We start from the raw sequence: 26,522 nt of genomic DNA, 5'->3' as shown, positions 1-26,522 counted from the left end.
TAAAAGACTGCCTTTCAAAAAAGGCAGTCTTTTCATAGTGAAAAAATATAGACCTCTTAAAGCTTCAAGTGTTATAATGTTAGTTATGCATTAAAATAATTGGAGATGAAGCATAATGACATTTAACAGATATTTACCTCAGATTGCGTGTTTAGCAGTTTCCTTAATCTTTGGGTTTTCCTTTATGTTTACTAAGGGAACCCTTGAGGTTCTAAATCCATTTCAGCTTTTGGGTTTTAGGTTTATAACTGCAGCCTTATTTTTAACAGGATTGAAGTACACAGGTGTGCTGAAAATTGACCTAAAGGGAAAACCTATAAAAAAATTGGGATTATTAGTTATGTTCCAGCCATTTCTATACTTTACAGCGGAGACAGTGGGAGTTAAGCTAACCTCTTCAAGTGAAGCAGGGATGATGCTAGCAGTGATACCAGTTGCAGTAGTTATATTTGGAGCTATTTTTCTAAAAGAATATCCTACTAAAGTTCAAGTGATGTTTACAGCTATGTCGGTAACAGGGGTTATTTTGATTGTGGTTATGCAAGGCGCCCAAACTGGCGGAAGTCACTTTATGGGCATAATGATATTATTAATAGCAGTTTTAGCTGGCGCAGCCTTTAATATTTTGTCCAGACATAACTCTAAAGAATTTAAGCCAATGGAAATCACATTTGTAATGATGTGGTTTGGAGCTATAATGTTTAACGCGATAGGAATAGGTCAAGCTATTATTGGGGGTGCTGATCTAACTGAATACTTTAAAGCCATTTTCCAACCCCAAGCGTATACTGGGATTTTGTATTTAGGAATTTTGTCTTCGGGTATAGCTTTCTTCCTGTTAAATTATTCTTTATCCAGGATTCAAGCAGTTCAATCATCAGTATTCTTAAATCTTACTACTATTGTAGCTATATTAGCTGGAGTGGTGATTCTAAGCGAACCATTTTATTGGTTTCACGGCATGGGAGGAATGCTAATAATTATGGGTGTCTGGGGTACTAACTATTTTTCAGAAGAAGTGCAAGCTACAGTTGAAGTACCTGTTGCCCTAGAGAAAGGAAGATAGATTTGAGTACAGTGAATAACAAAGAACAAAGGTATTACAAATATTCCAGATACCTAAGGGAGAAGTATGGAGAAAAAGTATATAAAATATCAATTAATTTGCCCCTAACCTGCCCTAATAGGGATGGGTCTGTGGGCACTGGTGGCTGTACCTTTTGTGGAGATGAAGGAGCTGGGTTTGAGAAACTTGATTTGGGTACACCTGTAAAAGAACAGCTAGCTATTAATAGAGAGGCTGTAGCAAAAAAGTATAACGCTAAAAAATTCATAGCATACTTCCAAAATTACACAAATACCTATTTGCCATTAAAGCAGTTTAAGGAAGTTATGAGAGACGTATGTGAGTCAAATGTAGTGGAAATAGCGATTTCTACAAGGCCTGACTGTGTTAATAATAAGTACTTGGATTTTCTTGAAGAGTTGTCTCAAGAGCATAACATTAATATTTCCATTGAAATGGGCTTACAGACAGTTAACTATCACACATTGACCAATGTGAATAGAGGTCATACACTTGCAGAATTTATTGATGCAGCTTTAGCCTGCAGGCAAAGGGGTTTTTCTACCTGTGCCCACTTAATCCTAAACCTTCCTGGGGACAACCTGCTAGATACTGTAGAGACTGCCAAGCTCATGTCGGCATTGAGGATTACTCAGGTTAAGCTCCACTCCTTGTACATAGTTAAGGGAACACCTTTAGAAGAAGCCTATAATCGTGGGGATCTAAAGTTAATATCTCGCCATGAGTACATTGAGCGGGTAATAACCTTTCTAGAGTATTTAGATCCGCAAATAGCAGTTCAACGGCTTGTAGGTAGAGCTCCAGAGGAAAGCACAGTTTTTTCAAACTGGAGTACTAGTGGCTGGAAAATAATTTCACTAATTGAGCAGGAGCTTTTTCAAAGGGATACCTATCAAGGTAAGAAATGCAACTATTTAAATGGAGCAGGGTTAAAGTGGAAGGACTAGAAATGTTTTTATAGAATATAATATTATATAAATAAGAAGAGAATAATGCATTAAACGGAGGGATGAAATATGGATGAGATTTTTAAAAAGATAAAGACAATAGCTGTGGTAGGCTTATCAGACAAGCCAGAGCGGCCTAGCTATCAAGTGGCAAGGTACATGCAAGAGAAGGGGTTTAACATTATCCCTGTAAACCCTAGAGTTGATGTAGTTCTAGGAAAAAAGGCTTATCCCGACTTGGCGCAGATTCCAGACAATGTTCAAGTTGATATGGTAAATGTATTTAGAAAGTCGGAAGATGTGCCTCCCATAGCTGAAGAGGCAGTTGCGCGCAAGGCGAAAGTTCTGTGGATGCAAGAGGGAGTAGTAAGCCAAGAAGCTGCACAGATAGCTGAACAGGCTGGGCTTCAAGTAGTTATGGATAAGTGTGTAAAAAAGGAATATCGATAAAATCCCAGCTAAAAGTACTTTGACCTCTAGGAAGAGGTCATTTTTTATTGTGTTTTTATGCAACATAGTGTATAATTATACTTAAATTAAAGGAGGTGCGTTCCATGCAAGAAAACATAAATTTAAAAGGTAAAGACTTTTTATCCCTAAAAGATTACTCCAAGGGTGAAATAAATTACTTATTGAGCTTTGCAGCTAACTTAAAGGATAAGCAAAAGCGCGGAGAAAAGCATAATTTGCTACAGGGAAAGTCACTGGGAATGATATTTGAAAAGCCTTCTACTAGAACTAGAATGTCCTTTGAAGTGGGTATATACCAATTGGGGGGACAGGCGTTATTTCTGAGCAGTAGAGACTTGCAGATTGGGAGAGGAGAACCTATTTGCGATACAGCTAGGGTCTTTTCAAGATATGTTGACGGAATCATGATTAGAACTTTTAGTCACGCTGATGTGGAAGAATTAGCTCATTATGCAACTATTCCGGTTATTAATGGTTTAACAGATTTACTACATCCATGTCAGGTGTTGGCGGATTTATTGACTATAAAAGAGTATAAAGGAAAACTAGAAGGTCAGAAGCTAGTCTATATTGGTGATGGCAATAATATGGCCCATTCTCTCATGTACGGTGGGGCAAAAATGGGCATGAATGTGGTTATTGCGGCTCCAGAAGCATATTTTCCCGATGAAAAAATAACAGCAGAGGCTAAGAGCATTGCCGCTGAAAATGGTGGCACAATAGAATTAATATCCAATCCAAAAGAAGCAGCGGAAGATGCGGATGTATTATATACAGATGTATGGGCTAGTATGGGGCAGGAAAGTGAGCAAGAAGAGAGAATGGAAAAATTCCTTACGTATCAAGTGAATAATGAACTGATGGCATGTGCAAAGAAAGATGCTATTGTACTTCACTGCTTGCCTGCTCACCGAGGTGAAGAGATAACTGCTGAGGTTTTAGAGAAATATCAAAATGTTATATTTGATGAAGCAGAGAATAGACTACATGCACAAAAGGCGATTATGGCTGCAATAATGTAAAAAATAATTCTAGCATATTAGGGCGGACTAGACACGTCAATTATTATACCTTGGTTAAGATATGCAAGAAGATAAAGAGCCTTTATTTGATTCCGTTGACACGGTGAAAAAAGCACTTGTGGTATTTACCCCTATGATTAGCACTCTCAAAGTAAATGGTGATAACATGGAGAGAGGGGCTAAAGGCGGGTTTACTAATGCTACTGACGTGGCTGATTACCTTGTTAAAAAGGGCTTGACCTTTAGAGAAGCTCATGAGATAGTAGGGAAGATGGTAGCCTGTTGTTTGCACAAAGGAGTGGGCTTGGACGACTTGACCATGGCGGAATACAAGCTTCATTCAGAGGCGTTTAAAGAGGATGTGTTTCGTACCATTACCTTAGAGACTTGTGTCAATGAAAGAAGGGTAACTGGTGGCCCAGCAGAAGAAGCTGTTGCAGAGGCGATAGCATTAATGGCGAAAAAGGTTGAGCAGAAACAACCTAGCAGTTCATTGTAAGCATGGATGGAGGTGAGTCATATGAGTAGCGAAAAGCGACTTACAGAAATGGTTCAATGCTCAGGGTGAGCGGCGAAAATAAGTCCGGCGGACTTACAACAAGTATTAACGCAGATTCCCACTTTTGATGATCCTAATATTCTAGTGGGAACGAGTACTGCAGACGATGCTGGGGTTTACAAAATTAATGAAGACTTGGCATTGGTGCAGACAGTAGATTATTTTACACCTGTGGTAGATGATCCGTTTGTATTTGGTCAAATCACAGCTGCAAATGCCTTGAGCGATATATATGCCATGGGTGCAGTCCCAGCTACTGTGCTCAATATAGTAGCCTTCCCCACAAAATCAGTTCCCATGGAAAAGTTAGCTCAAATTCTAGCAGGTGGAGCTGACAAAGTTAAGGAAGCGGGAGCTGTTATTATTGGTGGACATTCTATCAGTGACCAAGAGCCTAAGTACGGTATGGCAGTGACCGCATTTATCCACCCGGATAAGGTTATTACAAATGCGGGAGCTAATGTAGGCGACAAGCTGATACTGACTAAGCCATTAGGGTTAGGCATAATAGCTACGGCAATTAAAAGGGGCAAGGCTAGTGAGGAGTTAAGTGCAGAAGCTGTCAGAGTAATGACAGAACTGAACCGATTATCTTCCCAAGTCATGGTGGAAGTGGGGGTTAATTCTTGTACAGATATTACTGGTTTTGGTCTTTTGGGGCACTTATGGGAAATGACCAGAGCTAGTGGGGTTAAAGCTAATATATATCCAGAAAAAATCCCAGTAATTGAGGGGACAAGAGAGCTCCTGCAACAGGGAGTTTGCCCTGGAGGGACAAAGAAAAACCTTTCCTATGTAGAACAGGCGGTTGTTAACCCAGGACAATGGGAAGAAGGGGAGAGACTTCTTCTAGCTGATGCTCAAACATCTGGTGGATTATTAATTTCTGTTCCCTCTGAGAAAAGCGGAGAATTAATGGAGAAGCTCACAGATAAAGGTAGTAAAGCAGCGATTATTGGTGAAATAAGTGAAAAGGGTAAAGGAGAAATTACTCTTAAAAAATAGGACGTAAAGGCGTCCTATTTTTTTATGCTCTTGAATAGGGAATTGACTTTTGCTTAACACTAATTATTAGATTCAAACTGCTTAAATTAGATTAACAATTTAAATAATGGAGGTTTTCAGATATGAAGAAAGATATAATTATATTTGGCGCAATGGCAGGTATGATTGGGAATGTAGCTAAGTTGGTAGTGGCTTTTATTCTCTATTATTTAGGGCTAATAAACAAAACATATATTCACATTGCTGGGGGATATTTTGAAAGCAAGGGGTTGGAAAATTTTTTAGTCTTATTAAATGCTGTAATTAATGATTTTTTTTATGCAGCTTTTTTAGGAGTACTTATATATTTAGTTTTAAAGCTAACTGATATGAAATACATTAAAATAAAGGGATTGCTTTTTGGTGGTTTTATTCACCTTATTAATAATGGGATACTTATATTTGGAGATTTAAACAAGATATCAATAGATGAGCAAACCAGCTTTTTGTTACTGGTTCCAACACTCATTTTTGGACTGTCGGTCTGTTGGTTTATAGAAAAAAATACCTATAGTTAGGAGGAATATCGCTAAAGAAATAGAATTAATATGAATATTAAGACATTTAAAAAATGGGGGGTATGTAAAGTGGAAGTGCGTGAACTTTACTGGAACATTGATGGCGATTATCTGTTGTATGTTTTTATGATAATAGCCATGGGGGTCTTTGCCTACGGTGTTTATCAAAAGTGGAATTTCTGGAAAATAGGGAGAGAGGAAGACCGCTTCGACCGAATGGGGGAAAGGTTGAAGGTAGTACTAGTAAACGCTTTAGGTCACAAGAAAATTTTAAGAGATGGTTTTCCGGGGTTAATGCACGCAATGATTTTCTATGGCTTTGCAATTTTATTTATAGGAACCCTATTAGTAATGTTGCAAAAGTACTTAGGTATACAAATTATGCAAACTCAGTTTTTCTTGGGGTACTCACTATTAATGGATCTGTTCGGTTTGTTGGCAATTATAGGAGTGCTGATGGCCTTATATCGCAGGTACATAGTGAAGCCCGATAGACTAGACAATAAACCTGATGACCTTTGGGGGCTGTTGCTAATCTTAGCAGTCTTAGTAACTGGCTTCGGGATAGAAGGTGCTCGATTAGCTGCAAATCCTGTAGACTGGATAGCTTGGACTCCTGTGGGAATGGTAGTAGCGGGAATGCTAGGAGGTATGATGGGAACTGAAGCATTATTGTCACTACATAAAACCCTCTGGTGGACCCATATGATATTAGCTTTCGGATTTATTGCTTATTTACCCTACTCTAAACTACTTCACATAATAACATCTACAGCAAATCAATATTTCACAAACTTAGAAAATGACAGAACTTTAACGCCAATTGATTTTGAAGATGAGGAGTTAGAGGCATATGGAGTAAGTAAAGTTGAGGACTTTACTTGGAAACAGTTATATGACAGTGAAGCATGTACTAGGTGTGGTCGATGTCAAGATAATTGTCCGGCCCACTTAACAGGTAAACCTTTGACGCCAAAAGGGCTGGTACAGGATATTGGTGAGCACTTGAAGGAGAAGGCACCATTTATAACTCCGGCTTCTACAGAACAGGAAGGTGAAGGTGCAGAGGAAGAAGTAGCTGCAACCGCAGAGGGAGCAGAAGTGCTAGAAAAAGAGATGATTGGCGATGTAATTGATAAAGATGTTATATCTTCTTGTACCACATGTCGATCCTGTATGGAGCAATGTCCTGTAATGGTTGAACATCTACCTAAAATTTTTGATATGCGCCGTTACTTAGTCTTGGAAGAGGGAGAGGTTTCAGCAGAGGCTCAGCGGGCGTTAAGTAACATTGAAAAGTTAGGTAACCCTTGGGGTATGGGTAAGGCCACAAGAGGAGATTGGGCAAAGGACTTAGGTGTGAAAACCCTTGATGAGAACCCGGATTCAGACATACTATATTGGGTAGGATGTGCTGGGTCATTCGATGCAAGAAATCAAAAAATTAGTGAAGCGTTTACGAAAATTATGCAAGAGGCTGGCGTCAACTTTAGTATTATGGGTGCTGAGGAAACCTGTTGTGGGGACTCTCCGCGAAGACTAGGAAATGAGTACCTTTATCAGATGCTAGCTGAGACCAACGTGGAAGTAATGAATGAGTATGGTGTTAAGAAAATTGTTACAGCATGTCCACACTGTTTCAATACACTGAAAAATGATTATCCTCAATTAGGAGGAAACTTTGAAGTGGTGCACCACTCTGAATTTATTAAAGAACTAATAGATCAGGGTAAAATAACAATGAAGAACAGCATGGATAAAGCTATTACTTACCACGATTCATGTTATCTAGGCCGATATAATAACGTATATCAGCAGCCACGGCAAATTATTCAAGCAATACCGGGTACAAAGCTAAACGAGATGGAGCGCAATCTGGAGAGAGGTTTCTGTTGTGGTGCTGGTGGAGGTCGTATGTGGGAAGAAGAGACCATCGGTGATAGAATCAATGAAGTGAGAACTGATCAAGCTTTAGAGACTAAGCCAGATGTAATTGTTACTGGATGTCCATTCTGTTTAACAATGATTGATGATGGAACTAAGTCTAAAGGAGTAAGTGAAGAAGTAAAAGTATTAGATGTAGCTGAAATAGTAAGGACAGCTATGGAAGCTAAATAAGCACTTTGGCCCTTAAGGTTTATGTAAAACCTTAAGGGTTATTTTTTTATTTTTTTTTGGAAGAGAAGGAATTTTTGAAGTCATGACGAATATGATTAAAAATAAGAAGTTTTGTAGGATTGTAGGATTGTAGGATGGTAGGTAGGACGGAGAATGGTTATTTATTAAACAAATGTATTACGGGAGGATGGTAGCATATGAAGTTTGTGATTATTTCTTTGTATGCATTAATGGTGATTGGTCTGGGCTATGTAGCCATGAAAAAGGCCAAAACTGTTAATGACTTTTTTTTAGGTGACCGAGCTATCGGTCCCTGGGTATCTGCTTTTGCATATGGAACATCGTATTTTTCTGCAGTTCTTTTCATCGGCTATGCCGGTAGTGTAGGTTGGAACTTTGGTATTTCATCACTTTGGGTGGTAGCTGGCAATGCCTTTATAGGGAGTTTTTTGGCCTGGAAGGTATTGGCGAAACGCACGCGAAGTATGACAGTTCGTCTTAACACTCTTACCATGCCTGAATTTCTTCAAGCTAGATATAACAGCAAATCCTTAAAATTTCTAAGTGCATTGATTATATTTGTGTTTATGGTTCCTTATTCGGCTTCAGTCTACATGGGGCTTAGTTACCTTTTTGAACAGGTTTTCAACATACCATATATAGCTGCTCTATTTATGATGACTGCGTTGACGGCAATTTACTTGATCATGGGAGGTTATCTCGCCATTGCCCTTACAGATTTTGTTCAGGGTCTAATTATGATAGTTGGAGTAGCTTTGATGCTATTTTTTGTAATCAACAGTCCTCAAGTAGGAGGATTATCTGAGGGAATGAGTCGTTTGGCTGAGGTTAACCCACAATTAGTTTCACCAGTTGGGCCTCCTGGGTGGCTGGCATTGTTGTCACTGGTGGTATTAACTAGTTTAGGTACATGGGCGTTGCCTCAGATGGTTCAAAAATTTTACAGCATTAAAAGTGAAAAAGATATTCCAATAGCAACAACGGTGGCAACTATTTTTGCCATAATTATGACCTTTGGAGCGTACTTTACAGGCTCGCTTAGTCCTCTTTTCTTTCCGGAGGGTCTGCCTATGGTTAACGGTCAGCCTAGTACAGACTTGATTGTACCGGAGATTATAGCAACTGCATTGCCTGATTTTGTAGCAACAATTATATTGTTGTTAGTACTGTCAGCATCTATGTCTACATTGGCTTCTCTAGTCTTAGTATCTAGCTCAGCCATAGCCATTGATATAGTGCGAGGTGGGCTAATGCCTAAGATTGGCAAAGATAAATTGATGTTATTAATGCGTGTTCTATGTTTTATATTTATCGGATTTTCTTTGTATTTGGCGATAACACCTACACCTATTCTTTCACTAATGGCAATTTCTTGGGGGACTATAGCAGGTTCGTTTTTGGCTCCTTATCTATACGGTTTATTTTGGTCAAAAACAACAAAGGCAGGAGCCTTTGCTGGGATGATTTCAGGGTTGACTATATCTGTAACGCTATCCTTTTACTTTGGGGTAAATTCACCTCATATTCCTTTAATAGGATCAGCTGCAATACTAATACCACTTATAGTAGTACCTGCAGTTAGTTTGGTTACACAAGGCTATTCAGAAGCTCATTTGGCCAAAGTATTTGGCGAAGATAATAGCCATGAAGATAATGCTAAAGGCGAGAAAGGATTGGTAACAAGTGATTTGGGATAAAGCTGAATGCATGAAAAGAGAAGAACTCAAGCGTGTTCAATTAGAGAGGTTGCAACAGACGGTCAAGCGAGTTTATGAAAATGTTCCCTTCTACAAGGAATCTTTTGATAGGGTAGGAGTTAAGCCAGAGGATATAAAGAGCTTAGAGGATATTGAAAAACTACCCTTTACTACAAAAAATGATTTAAGGGATCATTACCCCTATGGATTATTTGCTGTTCCCATGAAGGATATAGTTCGTGTCCATGCCTCATCAGGAACAACTGGAAAACCTGTTGTTGTGGGCTATACCAGTAAAGATCTTGATACATGGTCTGATCTAATCGCAAGAGTAGTTACTCAGGCAGGAGTAACAGCTGATGACGTGGTTCAAGTAGCTCTGGGTTACGGCCTGTTCACTGGAGGGTTTGGTCTTCACTACGGATTAGAAAAAGCGGGCGCTACAGTTGTACCTGCATCTAGTGGCAATACGGAAAAGCAGATTATGTTAATGAAGGACTTTGGCACTACAGTTTTGGTGAGTACTCCTTCATATGCATTGTACATTGCGGAAGTGGCAGAAAAGATGGGGGTAGATCCTAAGAGCCTCAATTTGAGATTAGGCTTGTTTGGCGCAGAACCCTGGACAGAGGGAATGCGCCGAGAGCTAGAGAGTAGATTGGGGATAAAAGCCACTGATAATTACGGATTAAGTGAAATCATTGGACCTGGTGTTGCTGGAGAATGTTTCCATAGTGACAATGGGCTTCATATTAGTGAAGATCACTTCATTCCCGAAATAATAGACCCAGAAACAGGTGAAAGCTTGGGATTTGATCAACAGGGCGAGTTGGTGTTTACCACGATCACAAAAGAGGGATTTCCTGTGATTAGGTTTAGAACAAAGGACCTGACTAAAATTACAGAAGATCCTTGTGCCTGTGGGAGAACAACAGCGAGGATGGAAAAGATCTCCGGAAGAGCTGATGATATGCTTATCATTAGAGGGGTCAATGTTTTTCCCTCTCAGGTTGAGTCTGTACTTATGGAAATCAATGGTGTAGAACCATATTACCAAATAACTCTCAAGAAAAAAGGTTACCTTGATGACTTTGAAGTAGCGGTGGAAGTTTCTGAAGACAGGTTTACTGATAAATTTAGTGAGTTAGAAAATCTAGAGCGTGAAATAGCTAGTAAATTGCAGTCGGTGCTTACAATTGGGCCTCGTATACGCCTGGTTGAGCCAGGCACAATAGAGCGTAGCACAGGGAAAGCTAAGAGAGTCTTTGACTACCGCAAGACATCATAGACAACAATACCACTTATTTTCATTGTTATTAGCATCTTATATAAACTATAATAATTACAATAGCACTTATATAGATAAAGTGCAGTACTAGGAGGAGTGAAGATGAAAAAATTATTAACGGGCAATGAGGCAATAGCTAGGGGTGCCTGGGAGGCTGGTGTAACTGTGGCCGCTGCATATCCAGGTACTCCCAGTACTGAGATAACTGAGAATGTGGCAACTTACAGTGACATTTACGCTGAATGGTCTCCTAATGAAAAAGTAGCACTTGAGGTTGGCATCGGAGCATCTATTGCTGGTGCAAGAACACTAGTATGTATGAAGCATGTGGGAGTTAATGTTGCAGCAGACCCACTATTCACATTTGCTTACACAGGCGTAAACGGAGGGTTAGTGCTAGTGAGTGCAGATGACCCCGGGATGCATAGCTCTCAAAATGAACAAGACACAAGACACCTGGCTAGAGCTGCTAAAGTGCCAGTAATAGAGCCTAGTGACAGCAGTGAGGCAAAGGAATTGTTGAAACTGGCCTTTCAAATAAGTGAAGATTTTGATACTCCAGTAATTTTTCGAATTACAACAAGGGTTGCTCACTCACAAACACTAGTAGAATTAGGCGAACGAGAAAACTTTGAGCTAAAAGAATACAAAAAGGATCCGTTGAAGTACGTAATGGTACCTGCTTACGGACGAGCTCGCCATGTTGTGGTAGAGGATAGAAAGGCGAGGCTAGCTCAGTTTGCCGAAGGTTCAGAATTGAATACCATTGAGTGGGCAGAAAATAAAGCGGTTGGAGTAATAACTAATGGAATTTCTTATCAATATGCAAAAGAGGCTTTTGGGGAAAAAGTTTCTGTATTAAAGCTTGGGATGACTTACCCATTGCCTAAAAATTTGATTTCAAAATTTGTAGAAACCTGTGAACAGGTTTATGTGGCTGAAGAGTTGGAGCCTTTTATTGAAAATGAGATTAAAGCTATGGGAATTAAAGTTACTGGCAAGGAGTTGCTTCCCACAGTAGGTGAATTAAGTGCCAAAATGTTACAAGAGAAAATAAAAATTGGTAGCGATGATTTGACTCAAGCAGAAGCAGCTGTAGCTACTGAAGAAGTTGGATATCAAATAGAGGGGAATGCTCCAATTAGGCCACCTGTTATGTGTGCTGGTTGTCCTCATAGAGGAGCTTACCATGTCTTCAGAAAGCTAAAACTAAAAGTGGCTGGGGATATAGGTTGTTATACCCTAGGAGCTATGGCGCCTTTAGAGAGTATAGATACATGTATCTGTATGGGGGCTAGTATAGGAAATGCTCTTGGGATGGAAAAAGCTCGTGGAAAAGATTTTGCTAAAAAGCTAATTTCAGTTATAGGGGACTCAACTTTTCTCCATTCAGGTGTTACGGGGCTTATAGATATGGTTTACAATCAGGGGATTGGAACAGTGGTGATACTGGATAACAGTACCACAGCTATGACTGGCCACCAGCATCACCCAGGAACGGGCAAAAGCGTAACTGAGCAACCTGCTCCTCAAATCGACTTTGTAAAACTAGTTGAAGCTGTAGGAATAAAGCGTGTGCGTAATGTAGATCCCTACGATCTAGAAGGGCTAGAGGAGATAATGAAGGAAGAACTGGAGGCGGAAGAACCATCAGTTGTTATTGCTAAGAGGGCATGTGCATTAATCGATAAAGGAAGTTGGACTAATCCAATAAGTATTAATGCTGATGCTTGTGTAGGGTGTAGACAATGCATAAGACTAGGGTGTCCTGGGTTAGCTGTTTCTGGTAAGAAAACAGTGTGTAATGAAACCCAATGTATAGGTTGTGGACTATGTATTAAGGTATGTAAGTTTGGTGCTATAAAGGTAGGTGAAGGCAATGAATAATATAAAAAATGTTCTTTTAGTAGGTGTAGGTGGTCAAGGAACAATTTTGGCAAGTAAAATATTGTCTCGTTTAGCTGTGGCTGGTGGATATGACGTTAAAATGAATGAAATTCACGGAATGGCTCAGCGTGGTGGAAGTGTTGTTACCCATGTGCGCTTTGGGGATAAAGTGTACTCCCCTATAGTTGATATGGGTGAAGCGGATGTTATTGTTGCCTTTGAAGAGCTTGAAGCAATGCGGTGGTTGCCCTATTTAAAACAGGGGGGGACCATAATCGTAAATAGCCAACAAATTCATCCTAGTCCAGTTGCTATAGGAAAAGCCGAATACCCTGGAGAAATAAGTTCAAGGATAGCTACAGAAGTAGATAATGCTGTTATAGTAAATGCACTGGATATGGCTAAAGATGTAGGTAGTGCGAAAGTAGCAAATGTTGTTCTTTTGGGTGTTCTAGCTAACTATTTGGATATACCGAAAACATTATGGGAGACTGTACTGGAAGATGTAGTACCTGAAAAGTTCTTAGAATTGAACAGAAAAGCTTTGCACAGTGGAATAAATTATAAATAGTATAGAAGATTACGAAAGAGGAGGGCTCCGGCCCTCCTCTTTAAAATTCCCGTGGTTTACATATTATCTCTCTAATCTTGGTATCAAAAAAATTATTTGAATGAGAAGGGCGAATGACAATGGCAGTATCAGCACCGCGGCCGGAACCGGCTAGGGCAATTACATCTTCTCCATAAGGAATCAATCCTGCATCTAATGCCATGCCAGCTACTTCGATAGAAACCTTTGTACCCTGACCAAACATTCTCAAAGTATGAGCCATTAATTCTGCTGGGTAAATGCCACTGAACTTGTTTTTTACAGCTCTATCCAGTCCAGCGAACAAGTGAGTTGTAGTGAGGACTTTCATTCCCAATTTTTCTAATTCCTTGCGATTCTCCAAAGGTAACAAGTCTTCTCCGGGGTTTTTAAAGCCCACATGATAGGTAACGCAAGTTATGTCTAAATCATGTCCTAAGAGCTTTTTTGCAGTATCGCCTGTTTTAGTTGCAAGCACTACATGTTTTATGTTTAGTTCTTTAGCTCGCTTTAAAACTGCTTCAATAACCTGATCCGTATTTTCGGGTCCTTTGTTCTCAAAAAGCAATTTAATTACCTCCCACTATTTACATTTAAATTAACTTGAGATGAGCTTTTTGGTGTTAGAACTTCCGTTATAAAGATTGTAGGATGCTCAGATAGTATTAAAGGTTTACATTCTCGTAGGTGGGCTCCGTCCTTGTCGCTAATCAGTCGGACATCTGGCCTGGTAGGTAAACCCTTTGGCACATTTACTACGACACCTACTTGATTTGTGTTCAGCTTCACTAAAGATCCAATGGGAAAAGCTGATATGTTTTTAAAAAAAGCTTCAGTAATATTTGGATCAAACTGAGTATACGTACCACCTATTACGATTTCAATTGCCTCGTGAGGAAGAAAACCCTTGCGATATATGCGATCAGCTACTAGAGCATCGTAAACGTCTGCCACTGCCACGATTCGAGCGTAAAGGTGAACTTCTTCTTTTTTTAAGCCACGAGGATAACCTGTTCCGTCCCAACGCTCATGGTGTTGAAAGGCAATATGTGAAGAAAGGGCAGAGACGTTTTCTAATTGGCGCATTAAATCATATCCAAATTTACTGTGTTTTTTAATCTCATTAAACTCATCTGCTGTTAACTTTCCAGGTTTATTTAAAACATTTTTTTCAATTTTTGTTTTTCCTAAATCATGAAGTATGGCACCGATGCCAAGCTCCTTTAGCTGGAGGTGGTTGAATCCTAGAGTAATGCCCGTAATGATAGATAGGACACCTACATTTACACAGTGGCCGAAGGTATAATCATCATAAGTTCTTATGTCATTAAGATTAACCACCATTTTTTTCTGACTGAGAAGATCGTCGATAATATTATTTACAGAGGATGTAATTTTTTTAATATCCACTTTGTCATTGAATTGCAGGTTGCAAAAGAAATCTTTAATATTTTTATTTGCTTCATTTCTCGTACTATCAGAGATTACATCAGAAACCTCTTCAGCAGGGCTATTTGGATCTGAGATATAAATAGCAGGGAGACCTAAATGCTGTAGTTTCTTGATGTAACTTTCTCTAATGGTTACTCCTTTTGCTAATAAGACCTTACCGTCAAAGCTATATATAGTTTTACCCACAATCATACCAGGTTTTACGTCACTAATATGTACTTTGTGCATAAATAACTCCTTTGGCATTAATATAGTTATGCATTGGTTTATTATTCTATTTAGTTGATGTGAATCCTGCTTTTATAAAAAGACTTATTAATGTATATTACTTGTTTTAATACAAATAATAACATATATTGCTGGCTGGGAGGTGTTCTTTTTGGTAAAACTAAAAGGTGAAGATGTGGGCTTAATTATTCTGTTAGCTACAATGATATTAACGGTTATTATTATTTCTATAATGCTCTTTTTTCCATCGGTTCCAGGAGTCCCATCTATTGATCCCTGGTGGTCAATGGATTAATATAACCTATTAAAAAAGCACTAACTCAAGTTTTAGCTTTGAGTTAGTGCTTTTTTGTTTCTTTAGCGACGCAATTTTTTCAATTCATCTTTCAAGAAAGGGTTCAAAATTCTTATAAATGTTCCCTTCATTCCTAAAGATCTAACTTCTATAACTCCTGCACTTTCAATCTTTCGGAGTGAATTAACGATAACAGATCGTGCTATATTTGCAGAATCTGCAATTTTACTTGCTACAAGAACACCTTCTTCTCCTTCTACTGCATCAAATATGTGCTCGGCAGCCTCTTGCTCTGTATAAGAGAGGGCACCTAAGGCTATGTGTACGGTGGCTCTTTGTCGAGCTTCTTCTTCGATTTGATCAGCGTGTTTTCTAAACATTTCCATTCCGACAACTGTAGAACCGTACTCAGCAAGAATAACGTCTTCATCAGTAAAGTCCACATTAAACTTCGCTAGGATTAGTGTGCCTAAGCGTCTACCGCCACCTGTAATAGGTACTACAGTAGTTACCTTTTGGGCAAATATACATGCTTCGTTCATTGTAAAAACACAGTCGTTTTCAGGTCGTTTAAGGTTAACCTTTGTTTCATCAAATTGACCTAGCTCGCTGTAGTAACTCTCTGGAAATTGTTGTTCAGTAACTATTTCCTCCATTTGACTACAACCAAAGTCCTCCATGAAAGCAAAACCTAAGATTTTTCCTGTGTTACCGATGATATAACAATTTGCTTGGATATTATCGCTTAGCACTTTTGCCATTTCTGAATAGCTAATTTTATCGCCGGAAGGATTCTGGATTAGCTTGTTGATATTTCCCAGCTTTTTCAAAAGTGATTTCATTATTATAAGCCCCCTTAAAAATCCCCATATTGCTCTCTGAATATCTTATCCTTTTCTACTCACTATGTCAATATTATTCCATAAATACCGCAGAAAATACTAGAATTTTTACAAATTAAAAGTTATATGCCGAACAATCGCAAAATTTGTAATAACACAACGGTGACACCTGCAGCCATAAGAGGGCCAATTGGAACGCCTCCAAAGAAGACTATGCCAATAATAGATCCTACAACTAGCCCAATCATCAACTGAGGCTCTAAGGTTAACAGATCAAGTCCTTTTCCGTTAAGGTGAGTTGCAATAATACCACTTAAAACGGCAACTAAACCTGTAATGCTAGTCATGGTTAGGGAAATTTCTTTTAAGGGAATCCGACCTGTGGCAAAAGGGACTAAAACTGAGAGAACTAAGAACAATAGCCCTATCTCTAATCCCCGCCTCTCTAAGACAGGAAATAACCAGGGTACATTGACCATTTTTATAACTAGAAGTATTCCTGCAGCAGCAGCTATTACATTGGATTTGCTAACAACCCCCAGTACAAGCAATACTAACAAAATAATATTTGGTGTATTCATGAAAAAAACCCTCTCCCTAAGCATTTGTGAAAATATATGCTCAGGGACAAGGGAATAGAAGAATTTAAGTAATTATTTTGCCATCAAATAACTTTGGAATAACATGATGAGAATCCTCTAAAGCACAGAATGAGATGTCACGCTCTAAACCAATACGTTCTAGCCTTTTAGCAGCTTCAGAATTACTTATAATATGTTTTACTAAATCCCCTTTGGCATACTGATACAAAAGAGCTGCCATGGAGCCGAAATCATTAAGAGTTACATTATTCTCTTCGCTTAAGTGAGTGATAATTTTGCCTGCGGCCAAGGTATCTTCATAGGATAAGCTTCCACGGGTGCCAGCGCATAGAATAGTAATATTTTTATGAGGCTCATTATTTAAATAGTCAGAAATTGCTGATCCATTTACTATACTTCCCAAAAGAAGCTTTTGTGCACATTTAGCCTTAACCACGGCCTTAGCACCATTCCTTGAGGTAAATATAATATGTTTGCCATCAATACTTTCTTTTGTATACTCTCTGGGCGAGTTCCCCAAGTTAAAAGAGAGGGGCTTTACACAGTTTTCTTCACCACCAAGGATAACATCTGTAGGATAATTATTAGCTAATTGGAATGCCTCTGATATAGTGGAGCATGGTATAATACTTTTTGCGCCCTCTTGGAGGGCTGCTACCATTGTAGTGGAAGCTCTTAATACGTCAATAACTACAACTACGTCACTGTTATAAAGTTTTGGGTTATAGTAGTCCAAGGTAGCTATTGTATTCACATTCATTAGTCAAGTCACCTACTTATTAGAAACAACTTGATCAGGTAGTTTCCAACTGTACTCATTATCTGTAGAATGTATCACGTGTCTTAAAGTATCGCCCCTTAATCCCACACGGAGTGCTTCTAGGGCGAGCACCTCCCCGGGGGGGATGTTTCCTAGGCTTACATTGACTCCAAAACGTTCAATTAAAGCTAGCTGTTGGCTTTTATGGGGCGCTTCCCAGATTAACTTATCTAACTTATCAAAACCCTCTACAATATCCTCCATTGATTTTTCATCAATATCACCCTTCTGATTATAGATACCAACGCCCTTGCCGCTTTCTCGACCTTCTAAAATCACATATTTAGCACCATTCTCTAAGTCTTGTTCAATCTGTTTTACTATTTTGTTTCTAGTAAGTTTGTCCTGAGGGTTTTTCTTGCCTACTTCAGAAATCACGTGAAACCCAAATTCTATAGCTCTGCCAATGGTATACGTTCTCACCTCGTCAGAAATGCTAATAGTTCCATCTGACACTTCAACGTACTTAAAGCCCAAATCTCTTGCGCGTTCTAAGTATAAATCTAAATTACCCTGCATCAAAGCCACTTCTAAAAAAGTACCTCCAGGGTAAGGCTCTACTAAGTGATCGCGTATAAGTTTGATTTTATCTTTTAGCAGTTGGCTTGAGTAAAAGGCGGATGTTCCAAAGCCGAACTTGATAAAATCGATGTAATCAGCTCCAGTGGATAAGATATTTTCTGTTTCGGCTAAACTCAACCCTTTGTCCATAAGCATAGTTATACCAGTATTTCTAAGTTTTGATTTGCGATCTTTGAGGGGGGGAGTAAAAACCCCCTTCCAGGCCTTAGTGATAGTTTCACCCAAAATAATCGACTCCTTTCCTGTGTTGTTGTAGTTGTTACTGTTCAATTTATTCATTTGCAACTACAGCTGTTACAGGAAAGAAGATTTTTCTTTTAAAAGCCCCTCATTCCATAGAAGATAAGACCAACTCCGGCTAATATAATTAACATTCTCGAGAGGGGGAGTTGATCTGCTAATCCGATTATTCCAAGGCTAGTAACAGTAATAAGGATTAAGGGGCCTATCAAAGCTAAAACAGCATTAATTTTAAATGCTTTTTCAACTGTAGCAAAATGAAAAATTAAAAGTGCGGCCGAAATTTCAATAGCCCCAGATAGCATTCTAAGGGCACCCATGCCCAAGGCTAACTTTTCCATGAGAAGAGCCTCCTTTGTGTTTAAAGCTTTTTAAATGAATATGCATGGATGCTGAAAAATAGAAAAGAGAACAGAAAAAAATTCTGTTCTCAAAAGTATCTATCTAATAGTCCTTTTAGGGAACGAGCGTGACGAGCCTCATCTCGGGAGGACTCATCAAAGTAATCATGGGCTGGATCAATGTCATTATCCTTAGCTTGTTTAGCAGCTTCCTTCTTTCCTTTGTTTGCAGCTTGTTCTCCAGCTAACATTTTTTCCAAGTTTTCCTTGGTACTTTCGGAAATAGCACCGTTTAACTCGGCGAAATGAGCTGCGTGAACTGCTTCTTCCCACGCAATTGTTTTTAGACATTCAGAGATCTCTGGGTAGCCTTCTCGTTCAGCTTGTCTTGCCATGGCAAGGTATAAGCCTACTTCAGTATTTTCGCCTTTAAAATTCATGTCTACAGCCTGCTCTAAAGGAGTGCCTTTAGTAACTCCTAATTTAACTTCGTTAATTAAGTCCAAGTTGACACCTCCTAAAAATTTTTATAATTGTATTCTGCGCAGTTGAAGCAAATGTATGCATTGGTAGTAGTGTAGAAATTTTACATTGACACATGGATAGAGAAGACATATAATCTAGTTAATGCTTTATTATGATAAAGCATTAACATAAAAAAGGAGGAAGAAAAATTGTTAACAAATCCAGTTTTAGTTTCAGTTGTAGTAATGATGGCACTAAGTCTTGCTAAGCTTAATGTTATAGTAGCACTGTTAGTATCTGCTGTAGTTGCAGGACTTTTAGCTGAAATCCCATTAGTAAAAACAGAAGCAGTAGTAGATGGTGAAGCAGTTACCATAGATGGAGTTATAGATATCCTTATAGGTGGAATGGGAGGAGGTTCTGGCACAGCATTAAACTATATTCTTTTAGGTGCATTAGCAGTAGCTATAAGCCAAACTGGTATAGCCGGCGTTTTGGGAAGATTAATAATTGAAAAGGTGAAGGGACGCACATATTTCTTTTTATTTATAATTGCAATTATAGCTTCTTTATCTCAGAATTTAATACCAGTGCATATTGCCTTTATTCCCATCCTAATTCCACCACTTCTTAGGGCTATGAATAAAATGCAGCTTGATAGAAGAGCGGCAGCTGTAGCGCTAACGTTTGGTTTAAAGGCACCCTATATAGCGATACCGGCAGGTTACGGAATTATATTCCAGGAGATTATTCAAGAACAATTAAAACTTAATGGAGTAGAAGTCGCACTAAACTCAGTGTGGAAAGTATTAATGCTACCAGCGGCAGGAATGCTAGTAGGACTGATAGTGGCTGTGCTGTTTACATACAGCAAAAAGAGACAGTACAGTGATATAAATATTGTGGAAGATGAAACAGCACAAATACAAAGTTTTAATAAGCAACATTTCTTTGCACTATTAGCAGCAGTAGCAGCTTTTGGTGTTCAAGTTCAATTCGAATCATTGCCGCTCGGGGCATTGCTAGGACTTACAATTTTAGTGGTTACTCAGACGATAAGGTGGACAGAGATTAATCAATTAATGAACTCAGGAATTGGCTTAATGGGTTTTATCGCATTTGTCATGCTAGTGGCTTCGGGTTATGGAGCAGTAATTAGGGAAACAGGTGGTGTTCAAGAGTTAGTAGATGCTACCGCTAGCATAGTTGCTGGAAACCAGCCATTAGGTGCCATTATGATGCTTTTAGTAGGTCTTGTAATTACCATGGGTATAGGAACTTCTTTTGGTACAATTCCCATATTGGCAGTTATATACGCGCCACTAGGTTTATCTCTAGGGTTTAGCCCTCTTGCTATAGTTGCCCTAGTGGGAACTGCAGCAGCTTTAGGAGATGCAGGTTCGCCAGCATCAGATAGTACGTTAGGACCTACTGCAGGGTTGAATGCAGATGGGCAACATGATCACATTTGGGATACTGTGGTACCAACATTTTTACACTTTAATATACCCTTGATTATATTTGGTTTTATTGCAGCCATGATTTTTTAGTAACATCTATTTCCAAGAAAAAGCGCTCATATGAGCGCTTTTTTAGATTGTTCGCAAAATTATGGATTGACTTTTTATTTTTCATAACTTAAAATGTAATTGAGGTCAGTTTTTTTTTAATTTTAAATTTTTGTAAAAATTAAATTATGTCGCATAGTACAACTATTAATAGTAACACATTTGTGGCTTTTGTGAGTTTTCTGATAATTTTTTAAATAACGACAGGAAATTTCAGAAAAGTGTAGAATATTATTAATAATTGGGCGGTCAGACCATCAGCCCAACTGACCTTTGTAGAGGAATTTCACAAGCTAGATGTTATTACAGGAGGTGATGATAGGACTTTAGAGCTGGGATTAAAGATTGAAGAGGTATGAGGTATTATTTTTTACTTAAAATTATTTGAAGATTAAGAGGAGGTTAAATAATGTACGCAATATTAGCTTTGGCGCCTATTGTTACTGTATTTGTGTTTTTGGTATTATTGAGATGGCCAGCTAAGCACGCTATGCCACTGGCATTGGTGGTAACGTCAGTGTTAGCATTGACCGTTTGGGATGTTTCAGGTACAATAGTTGGGGCTTCTATTATTCAAGGACTATTACTCGCATTGCAGATTTTACTTATCGTGTTTGGTGCAATTTTATTATTAAATACACTTAAAAATAGCGGTGCAGTTAGTACAATTAGAAGAGGATTTATCGATATTTCCCCAGATAGAAGAGTTCAGGTAATTATTATAGCTTGGATGTTTGGTGCATTTATTGAAGGAGCTGCAGGTTTTGGTACTCCGGCGGCTGTAGCAGCACCATTATTGGTGGCACTTGGCTTCCCGGCAATGGCAGCGGTTGTGTCAGCGCTTATCATCCAAAGTACGCCAGTTTCCTTCGGTGCAGTTGGTACACCAGTTCTAGTAGGTGTTTCTGGAGGTCTTCAGGGCTCAGCGGCTGAAGAGGCAATTGTAGCTTCTGGAATGCCCTTTGCAGATTACATCAATGCAGTAGGATTTCAGATAGCAGTTTTCCACGGTCTAATAGGTATTCTTATTCCACTATTCATGGTAGTGCTATTGACTAAGATGTTTGGCAAGAATAAGTCTGCCAAAGAAGGATTTGAAGCAGCGCCATTTGCTATCTTCTCTGGTTTGGCACTGACAGTTCCATATATGTTCGTTGCTTATGTATTGGGACCTGAGTTCCCAGCACTACTAGGTGGTCTTATAGGTTTGGCTATAGTTGTAACTGCAGCTAAGAACAACTTCTTAACTCCTAAGACGACTTGGGATTTCCCAGAGAAGAGTCAGTGGGATCCAAAGTGGTTGGGTACTGTTTCCGGTGAAGTAGGAGAAGAAAGAGCGGGAATGACTTTAACAAAGGCTTGGATGCCATATGTTCTTGTGGGTGTTTTCCTAGTTATCAGTAGAACTGTTGATGCAGTTGCAGGAGCATTACAGAGCTTTTCCTTTGGAATTCCAGATATATTTGGTACTGGCATTGGTCATATGATTACTCCATTACACTTGCCTTTTGGTATTTTTGTGGCAGTGGTGTTCTGTACCTACTTTATTCAGGGTATGAAGTGGAGTGAAATGAGCGACGCAATTGGACTTTCATTTAAGACAGTAGTTGGTGCTGCTTCGGCAATCGGATTTGCAGTTCCAATGGTACGGGTATTCATTAACTCAGGTATGACTGAAGCAAATCTGCAAAGTATGCCTATGGAGTTAGCTACAGGGGTTGCAGCTATAGCAGGATCAGCATGGCCAGCCTTTGCAGCAGTAATTGGAGCGCTAGGTGCGTTTATTGCAGGTAGTAATACAGTTAGTAACATGATGTTCTCATTATTCCAATTTGGTGTTGCTGATCAAATCGGCGTATCTCAATCAATTGTAGTTGCTCTACAAGCGGTAGGTGGAGCTGCTGGTAACATGATTACAGTTCACAACGTTGTGGCAGCAGGCGCTACAGTTGGGCTAGTTGACCGAGAAGGTGAAATCATCAGACAAACATTAATTCCATTAACCTATTACCTAGTTATGGCAGGTATTCTAGGAACAGTAGCAATTTATGTTCTAGGCTTAGGAATATGGATATAAAGAACAGTTAAAAATAAAACAAGCTATTTAGTTAGTCTGAAGTGAAGAGGGAGGAGATCCTAAAATCTCCTCCCTCGTTTCAAATTTTGTGGATATTTAAAGACAATTATGAAAAATTAGAATTGGAGGTTATTAGATATGGAGAAGGTTATAAGTGAGTTGAAAAAGATTTTACCCCCTGGAAATGTAATAACTGAAAAGGAAGAGCTAGTGTCATATTCCTACGATGCTACAGCTGATATGCCCAGTCAAGTTCCTGATGCGGTAGTTATGCCTGAGACTACTGAGCAGGTGCAGGCTATTGTAAAGGTTGCTAAGGAGAGCAAAACACCAATTTATACAAGAGGGGCAGGAACTAATTTAAGTGGTGGAACCATACCTACAAAAAAGGGTATAGTGTTGCTAACTGTTAAAATGAATAATATTGAAGAGCTAGATGTAAAAAACTTAAATGCTGTAGTTCAACCAGGAGTAATCATCCAGGATTTAAATGACAGATTAGTAGAGCATGGTTTAATGTTCCCTCCAGATCCAGGGACAGTTAAAACAGCAACTATGGGTGGTGCTACTGCTGAGTGTTCAGGTGGTTTGAGAGGCCTTAAGTACGGAGTGATGAAACACTATATTATGGGCTTAGAAGTAGTTCTAGCTAATGGTGAAGTGGTTTTCTTTGGTGGTAAAACTGTAAAAAATGTGACGGCCTATGATATGGTTAAACTATTTGTGGGATCAGAAGGTACTCTAGGGATAATCACAAAAATCGTAGCAAAGTTAATTCCAGCACCAGAAGACAAGAAGAGCATGCTTGCTACATTTGACAAGCTAGAGGATGCGGGTAACGCAGTTGTGGATATTGTTGCAAACAAGGTTACACCAGCTACACTGGAGATTATGGATAACGCCACAATTAAGACTGTTGAAAATTACGCAAAGGTTGGATTACCTACAGATGCGGACGCTATTTTATTAATAGAAGTTGATGGTATTTCAGAGGTTGTAGCAAAGGATGCCAATGTAGTTGTAGATTTGGTGAAAAAGAACAACGGAACCATTAAGGTTGCAGAAACTGATGAAGAAAGAGACGGCCTGTGGGCGGCCAGAAGAGCAGCTCTTCCGGCATTAGCTCAGATGAGCCCAACAACTGTACTAGAAGATGCTACAGTGCCTAGAAGTGAACTGACTAAGATGCTAATAGAGCTACAGCGTATTGCTAAGGACTATAACCTTAATATTGGAACATTTGGTCATGCGGGCGACGGTAACTTACACCCGACTATTCTTTGTGATGAGAGAAACGAAGAAGAGATGAAGCGTGTACACAAGGCTGTAGATGAAATATTTGCAGCAGCGTTAAAATTAGGCGGTACCTTATCAGGAGAGCACGGTATTGGTATGGCTAAAATGAAGTATTTAAAAGACGAAATTGGCGAGTCAGGGGTGGCCCTTTTAAAAACGGTTAAAGAAGCTTTAGATCCGGACTATATTCTCAATCCGGGTAAAATGGTACCTTTGAAGGGGGAGTAGTGCAATGAGTAAAAGGGCAGAAGTATTGCAATATGTGGACGAGGAAATTGCAAAGTGTATGAAGTGCGGTAACTGTATGGCTGCATGTCCAATATATAAAGAAACATTGCTTGAGAGCAATTCGGCTAGAGGTAAAATTCAATTGGCTAGAGCTGTGCTTAAAGGTGATTTGGATTTAAACAAAAGTCTGCAAAATAAATTTGGCTATTGCCTTACATGTAAAGCTTGTAATGCCATTTGTCCCTGTGGTGTTAAACCAGATGAAATTATTTTAGCCACAAGAGCAGCGCTTGCAGAGGATGTAGGACTGCATCCATTGAAAAAATCTATTTTTAATGTGGTATCTAGTCCTAAGTTATTTGATTTTGGCATGAAGACTGGAGCTATTTTCAAAGGGTTAGCGCTAAAAAAACAAACTGAAAGGGGCTACTCACCTAGATTTCCAGTTGGCCTTGACACGAAGAGAGTATTTCCACCTCTGGCTAAAAAAACATTTAGGGATAGCATTTCAGAGGTTAACAAACCAGTAGGGGGTGGCTCAAAATGAGAGTAGCTTACTTTACAGGGTGTGTAACTAACTACATGTACACCAACGTGGGCCATGCGTTAGTAAATGTTCTAACTAAAAATGGAATAGAAGTAACAGTTCCAAAGAAACAGCACTGCTGTGGTGCACCTGTATTAATTCATGGGGATAGAAAGACTGCTAGAGAAATGGCTAAATCTCATGTAGATACTTTTAGCAAGGATAATTATGATGCAATTATTGTAAACTGTGGAACTTGTGGTGAAGCATTCATTCATAATTATGTGGATCTGTTGAAAGACGACCCTGTGTATGGACCAAAGGCAAAAGGGATAGCAGAAAAGGTTTACGATATTTCTCAGTTCATAGTTAAAAAGCTAAAAATAAACCCAAAAGACTTAAAGCCTGTAAACCTAAAGGTAACTTATCATGATCCATGTCACTTGGTGAGGGGCATGAATGTTAAGGCAGAACCGCGAAAAATTCTCAGAATGATTCCTGGCCTAGAATTTATTGAGATGAAAGAGCACGACAAATGCTGTGGTAGTGCTGGCTCATTCACTATTACACATTATGATTTATCTATGAAAATTCACCAGCGAAAGAATGATAATATTAAAGCTACGGGAGCAGACGCTGTAGTGACAGGCTGTGGATCTTGTCGAATGCAAATAGAAGATGGACTACATCAAGGAAAAATGGACCTACCAGTTTATCACACCATAGAAATACTAGATATGGCTTATAAATAGAAAAAAGCAGGAGGACCTCAGTGTCTTCCTGCTAAATCATACCTCTTAAACTTACTACCATTAAAACACTCATTATATAAACAGTTCCAAATCATACACTGAATATCAATTAAATATGTCTTCTTTGAAATTATTTTAATAATAATAAGGTTTTAAATTTAAAAAATATATACTCGTAAGAAGGGTGGGGGAGAACTTGAGTAAAGAAAAGCTTTATGAAAAGTTTAAGCAAAAAGCTGAAGCGGTCTCGGCAGAGGTGCATCGTTGCAAAAGCCCAGAAGAGGCAACGGACTTTATTTTAAAACTTATAAGCGAGCTAAAAGACGATGTAGGTACCGATATGAAAACAGTTTGGAGTGAGACGCAGTTATTAGGTGACAGTCTTAAAAAAGTAGAAGCAGAGCAAGGTGTTTTTTTCGGTGATGACATTATTAAGGAAGCGGAGTCATCATATGTAGGGGTATCCCAATTAGATGTGGCTATAGCTGAGAGTGGATCCTTGGGGCAGGATGCTACCAATGTGTTAGATCGCATGGTTTCGTCACTTTCAACTGTGCATGTAGCGGTATTATCCACTAATAACCTAGTTGAAAATATAACTGACTATCTGACAAAACTAAACCAAAATGTTCCCGGATATGTTGCATTCATCACAGGACCTAGTAGAACAGCAGACATTGAAAGAGTTTTAACAATAGGTGTACACGGTCCTGAGAGACTAATAGTTGTATTTGTTGATGGGGGTGAGAAAAGTGAGTAAGGACTTTAAACAAGGGGTTAATAAGGCTCTGGAAAACAAGAATCTTACGGGAGCACTGGATAGATTTCAGCGTGCTTACACTATTTCACGGGAAAATGCTTACTATGGACTAGATATTGAAGCTCTTAGGGATAAAGTGAGCTCAAGGAAAGCCTATGCTGCAGATCGCATGGAGGAATTAACCAACAAATTTAAGACAG

General features: G+C 39.1%; 28 protein-coding genes. 20 read left to right on the top strand and 8 right to left on the bottom strand.

Annotated features, from left to right (window positions below; all coding sequences use genetic code 11):
• The first annotated feature begins 115 nt into the window (after positions 1-115).
• The 12 genes from GGQ84_RS04580 to GGQ84_RS04525 all read left to right on the top strand — a co-directional run bounded on the left by GGQ84_RS04580 (position 116) and on the right by GGQ84_RS04525 (position 13,230).
• Positions 116-1,066, top strand: coding sequence for a DMT family transporter (locus GGQ84_RS04580; protein WP_429159778.1), 951 nt, complete (start codon positions 116-118; stop codon positions 1,064-1,066).
• Between the two features lie 11 nt (positions 1,067-1,077).
• Positions 1,078-2,034 carry a tRNA modification radical SAM protein MnmL/YtqA gene (gene mnmL / locus GGQ84_RS04575; RefSeq protein WP_429159775.1) on the top strand — a complete coding sequence of 319 codons (957 nt, stop codon included), beginning with the start codon at positions 1,078-1,080 and terminating at the stop codon, positions 2,032-2,034.
• A gap of 69 nt (positions 2,035-2,103) precedes the next feature.
• Positions 2,104-2,484 (top strand): CoA-binding protein, encoded by a 381-nt coding sequence (locus GGQ84_RS04570; RefSeq protein WP_429159773.1) that lies wholly within the window; start codon positions 2,104-2,106, stop codon positions 2,482-2,484.
• Positions 2,485-2,588: 104 nt separating this feature from the next.
• Positions 2,589-3,527 (top strand): ornithine carbamoyltransferase, encoded by a 939-nt coding sequence (gene argF, locus GGQ84_RS04565; RefSeq protein WP_429159770.1) that lies wholly within the window; start codon positions 2,589-2,591, stop codon positions 3,525-3,527.
• A 61-nt stretch (positions 3,528-3,588) separates the two neighbouring features.
• Positions 3,589-4,026, top strand: coding sequence for a hypothetical protein (locus GGQ84_RS04560; protein ID WP_429159767.1), 438 nt, complete (start codon positions 3,589-3,591; stop codon positions 4,024-4,026).
• A 21-nt stretch (positions 4,027-4,047) separates the two neighbouring features.
• Entirely contained in the window at positions 4,048-5,091 is a 1,044-nt protein-coding gene (gene selD / locus GGQ84_RS04555; protein ID WP_429159764.1) for a selenide, water dikinase SelD, read from the top strand.
• A 122-nt stretch (positions 5,092-5,213) separates the two neighbouring features.
• On the top strand, positions 5,214-5,648 hold the full coding sequence (locus tag GGQ84_RS04550) for a hypothetical protein (protein ID WP_429159761.1): 435 nt from the start codon (positions 5,214-5,216) through the stop codon (positions 5,646-5,648).
• A 69-nt stretch (positions 5,649-5,717) separates the two neighbouring features.
• Positions 5,718-7,766 carry a heterodisulfide reductase-related iron-sulfur binding cluster gene (locus tag GGQ84_RS04545; protein WP_429159759.1) on the top strand — a complete coding sequence of 683 codons (2,049 nt, stop codon included), beginning with the start codon at positions 5,718-5,720 and terminating at the stop codon, positions 7,764-7,766.
• A 197-nt stretch (positions 7,767-7,963) separates the two neighbouring features.
• Positions 7,964-9,484, top strand: a complete 1,521-nt coding sequence (locus tag GGQ84_RS04540) for a sodium:solute symporter family transporter (RefSeq protein WP_429159756.1) — start codon at positions 7,964-7,966, stop codon at positions 9,482-9,484.
• Positions 9,471-10,772, top strand: a complete 1,302-nt coding sequence (locus GGQ84_RS04535) for a phenylacetate--CoA ligase family protein (RefSeq protein ID WP_429159753.1) — start codon at positions 9,471-9,473, stop codon at positions 10,770-10,772. The genes GGQ84_RS04540 and GGQ84_RS04535 overlap by 14 nt, the downstream gene beginning before the upstream one ends.
• A 102-nt stretch (positions 10,773-10,874) precedes the next feature.
• Entirely contained in the window at positions 10,875-12,659 is a 1,785-nt protein-coding gene (gene iorA / locus GGQ84_RS04530) for an indolepyruvate ferredoxin oxidoreductase subunit alpha (protein WP_429159750.1), read from the top strand.
• A complete protein-coding gene (locus tag GGQ84_RS04525) occupies positions 12,652-13,230 on the top strand; it encodes an indolepyruvate oxidoreductase subunit beta (protein WP_429159747.1) in 579 nt (192 codons plus the stop codon). Before iorA ends, GGQ84_RS04525 begins: the two co-directional genes overlap by 8 nt.
• 40 nt (positions 13,231-13,270) lie before the next feature.
• Here GGQ84_RS04525 and GGQ84_RS04520 read toward each other — a convergent pair whose 3' ends face one another.
• Both GGQ84_RS04520 and GGQ84_RS04515 read right to left on the bottom strand, forming a co-directional pair.
• Complete coding sequence (locus GGQ84_RS04520; RefSeq protein ID WP_429159744.1) at positions 13,271-13,816, bottom strand: pyruvate kinase alpha/beta domain-containing protein; 546 nt, start codon at positions 13,814-13,816, stop codon at positions 13,271-13,273.
• A gap of 5 nt (positions 13,817-13,821) precedes the next feature.
• Positions 13,822-14,928 (bottom strand): HD-GYP domain-containing protein, encoded by a 1,107-nt coding sequence (locus tag GGQ84_RS04515; protein ID WP_429159742.1) that lies wholly within the window; start codon positions 14,926-14,928, stop codon positions 13,822-13,824.
• A gap of 151 nt (positions 14,929-15,079) precedes the next feature.
• Here GGQ84_RS04515 and GGQ84_RS04510 point away from each other — a divergent pair, with 151 nt between their 5' ends.
• The gene (locus tag GGQ84_RS04510; protein WP_429159739.1) at positions 15,080-15,223 is read left to right on the top strand and encodes a hypothetical protein; all 144 of its coding nucleotides are present in this window, start codon (positions 15,080-15,082) and stop codon (positions 15,221-15,223) included.
• Positions 15,224-15,285: 62 nt separating this feature from the next.
• On the opposite strand, the gene codY is transcribed toward GGQ84_RS04510, so the two are convergent.
• The 6 genes from codY to GGQ84_RS04480 all read right to left on the bottom strand — a co-directional run bounded on the left by codY (position 15,286) and on the right by GGQ84_RS04480 (position 19,156).
• Complete coding sequence (codY, locus tag GGQ84_RS04505; RefSeq protein ID WP_429159737.1) at positions 15,286-16,065, bottom strand: GTP-sensing pleiotropic transcriptional regulator CodY; 780 nt, start codon at positions 16,063-16,065, stop codon at positions 15,286-15,288.
• Between the two features lie 122 nt (positions 16,066-16,187).
• Positions 16,188-16,646, bottom strand: coding sequence for a DUF441 domain-containing protein (locus tag GGQ84_RS04500; protein WP_429159734.1), 459 nt, complete (start codon positions 16,644-16,646; stop codon positions 16,188-16,190).
• Between the two features lie 64 nt (positions 16,647-16,710).
• Entirely contained in the window at positions 16,711-17,427 is a 717-nt protein-coding gene (locus tag GGQ84_RS04495) for a 2-phosphosulfolactate phosphatase (RefSeq protein WP_429159731.1), read from the bottom strand.
• Positions 17,428-17,439: 12 nt separating this feature from the next.
• Positions 17,440-18,348 carry a phosphosulfolactate synthase gene (comA, locus tag GGQ84_RS04490; RefSeq protein WP_429159728.1) on the bottom strand — a complete coding sequence of 303 codons (909 nt, stop codon included), beginning with the start codon at positions 18,346-18,348 and terminating at the stop codon, positions 17,440-17,442.
• A 38-nt stretch (positions 18,349-18,386) separates the two neighbouring features.
• The gene (locus GGQ84_RS04485) at positions 18,387-18,650 is read right to left on the bottom strand and encodes a YqhV family protein (RefSeq protein ID WP_429159726.1); all 264 of its coding nucleotides are present in this window, start codon (positions 18,648-18,650) and stop codon (positions 18,387-18,389) included.
• An 89-nt stretch (positions 18,651-18,739) separates the two neighbouring features.
• Positions 18,740-19,156 carry a ferritin-like domain-containing protein gene (locus GGQ84_RS04480; protein ID WP_429159723.1) on the bottom strand — a complete coding sequence of 139 codons (417 nt, stop codon included), beginning with the start codon at positions 19,154-19,156 and terminating at the stop codon, positions 18,740-18,742.
• A 168-nt stretch (positions 19,157-19,324) separates the two neighbouring features.
• Here GGQ84_RS04480 and GGQ84_RS04475 point away from each other — a divergent pair, with 168 nt between their 5' ends.
• From GGQ84_RS04475 to GGQ84_RS04445, 7 genes are all read left to right on the top strand, one after another.
• Positions 19,325-20,665 carry a Na+/H+ antiporter family protein gene (locus GGQ84_RS04475; protein WP_429159720.1) on the top strand — a complete coding sequence of 447 codons (1,341 nt, stop codon included), beginning with the start codon at positions 19,325-19,327 and terminating at the stop codon, positions 20,663-20,665.
• A gap of 427 nt (positions 20,666-21,092) precedes the next feature.
• Entirely contained in the window at positions 21,093-22,760 is a 1,668-nt protein-coding gene (locus GGQ84_RS04470; protein WP_429159717.1) for an L-lactate permease, read from the top strand.
• A gap of 138 nt (positions 22,761-22,898) precedes the next feature.
• On the top strand, positions 22,899-24,284 hold the full coding sequence (locus GGQ84_RS04465) for an FAD-binding oxidoreductase (RefSeq protein WP_429159714.1): 1,386 nt from the start codon (positions 22,899-22,901) through the stop codon (positions 24,282-24,284).
• A gap of 4 nt (positions 24,285-24,288) precedes the next feature.
• On the top strand, positions 24,289-24,831 hold the full coding sequence (locus tag GGQ84_RS04460; RefSeq protein ID WP_429159711.1) for a 4Fe-4S dicluster domain-containing protein: 543 nt from the start codon (positions 24,289-24,291) through the stop codon (positions 24,829-24,831).
• Entirely contained in the window at positions 24,828-25,562 is a 735-nt protein-coding gene (locus GGQ84_RS04455; protein WP_429159708.1) for a (Fe-S)-binding protein, read from the top strand. The genes GGQ84_RS04460 and GGQ84_RS04455 overlap by 4 nt, the downstream gene beginning before the upstream one ends.
• Positions 25,563-25,758: 196 nt before the next feature.
• Positions 25,759-26,322 (top strand): LutC/YkgG family protein, encoded by a 564-nt coding sequence (locus GGQ84_RS04450; RefSeq protein ID WP_429159706.1) that lies wholly within the window; start codon positions 25,759-25,761, stop codon positions 26,320-26,322.
• The coding region (locus GGQ84_RS04445) for a hypothetical protein (protein ID WP_429159703.1) at positions 26,315-26,522 on the top strand (208 nt) is incomplete at its 3' end. The genes GGQ84_RS04450 and GGQ84_RS04445, both read left to right, overlap by 8 nt.

Source organism: Desulfitispora alkaliphila, from assembly GCF_050433185.1.
In the GTDB taxonomy this organism is placed as follows: Bacteria; Bacillota; Desulfitisporia; order Desulfitisporales; family Desulfitisporaceae; genus Desulfitispora; species Desulfitispora alkaliphila.
This window is presented reverse-complemented; position numbering and strand designations above follow the sequence as displayed.

Excerpts from the sequence above, each read along its gene's own strand:
- GGQ84_RS04485 (WP_429159726.1), bottom strand. The coding sequence starts at position 18,650 with ATGGAAAAGTTAGCCTTGGGCATGGGTGCCCTTAGAATGCTATCTGGG.
- GGQ84_RS04495 (WP_429159731.1), bottom strand. The coding sequence starts at position 17,427 with ATGAATGTGAATACAATAGCTACCTTGGACTACTATAACCCAAAACTT.
- GGQ84_RS04525 (WP_429159747.1), top strand. The coding sequence starts at position 12,652 with ATGAATAATATAAAAAATGTTCTTTTAGTAGGTGTAGGTGGTCAAGGA.
- iorA (WP_429159750.1), top strand. The coding sequence starts at position 10,875 with ATGAAAAAATTATTAACGGGCAATGAGGCAATAGCTAGGGGTGCCTGG.
- comA (WP_429159728.1), bottom strand. The coding sequence starts at position 18,348 with ATGAATAAATTGAACAGTAACAACTACAACAACACAGGAAAGGAGTCG.
- GGQ84_RS04560 (WP_429159767.1), top strand. The coding sequence starts at position 3,589 with ATGCAAGAAGATAAAGAGCCTTTATTTGATTCCGTTGACACGGTGAAA.
- codY (WP_429159737.1), bottom strand. The coding sequence starts at position 16,065 with ATGAAATCACTTTTGAAAAAGCTGGGAAATATCAACAAGCTAATCCAG.
- GGQ84_RS04580 (WP_429159778.1), top strand. The coding sequence starts at position 116 with ATGACATTTAACAGATATTTACCTCAGATTGCGTGTTTAGCAGTTTCC.
- GGQ84_RS04550 (WP_429159761.1), top strand. The coding sequence starts at position 5,214 with ATGAAGAAAGATATAATTATATTTGGCGCAATGGCAGGTATGATTGGG.
- GGQ84_RS04570 (WP_429159773.1), top strand. The coding sequence starts at position 2,104 with ATGGATGAGATTTTTAAAAAGATAAAGACAATAGCTGTGGTAGGCTTA.
- GGQ84_RS04465 (WP_429159714.1), top strand. The coding sequence starts at position 22,899 with ATGGAGAAGGTTATAAGTGAGTTGAAAAAGATTTTACCCCCTGGAAAT.
- GGQ84_RS04455 (WP_429159708.1), top strand. The coding sequence starts at position 24,828 with ATGAGAGTAGCTTACTTTACAGGGTGTGTAACTAACTACATGTACACC.
- GGQ84_RS04470 (WP_429159717.1), top strand. The coding sequence starts at position 21,093 with ATGTACGCAATATTAGCTTTGGCGCCTATTGTTACTGTATTTGTGTTT.
- GGQ84_RS04460 (WP_429159711.1), top strand. The coding sequence starts at position 24,289 with ATGAGTAAAAGGGCAGAAGTATTGCAATATGTGGACGAGGAAATTGCA.
- GGQ84_RS04500 (WP_429159734.1), bottom strand. The coding sequence starts at position 16,646 with ATGAATACACCAAATATTATTTTGTTAGTATTGCTTGTACTGGGGGTT.
- GGQ84_RS04540 (WP_429159756.1), top strand. The coding sequence starts at position 7,964 with ATGAAGTTTGTGATTATTTCTTTGTATGCATTAATGGTGATTGGTCTG.
- argF (WP_429159770.1), top strand. The coding sequence starts at position 2,589 with ATGCAAGAAAACATAAATTTAAAAGGTAAAGACTTTTTATCCCTAAAA.
- GGQ84_RS04515 (WP_429159742.1), bottom strand. The coding sequence starts at position 14,928 with ATGCACAAAGTACATATTAGTGACGTAAAACCTGGTATGATTGTGGGT.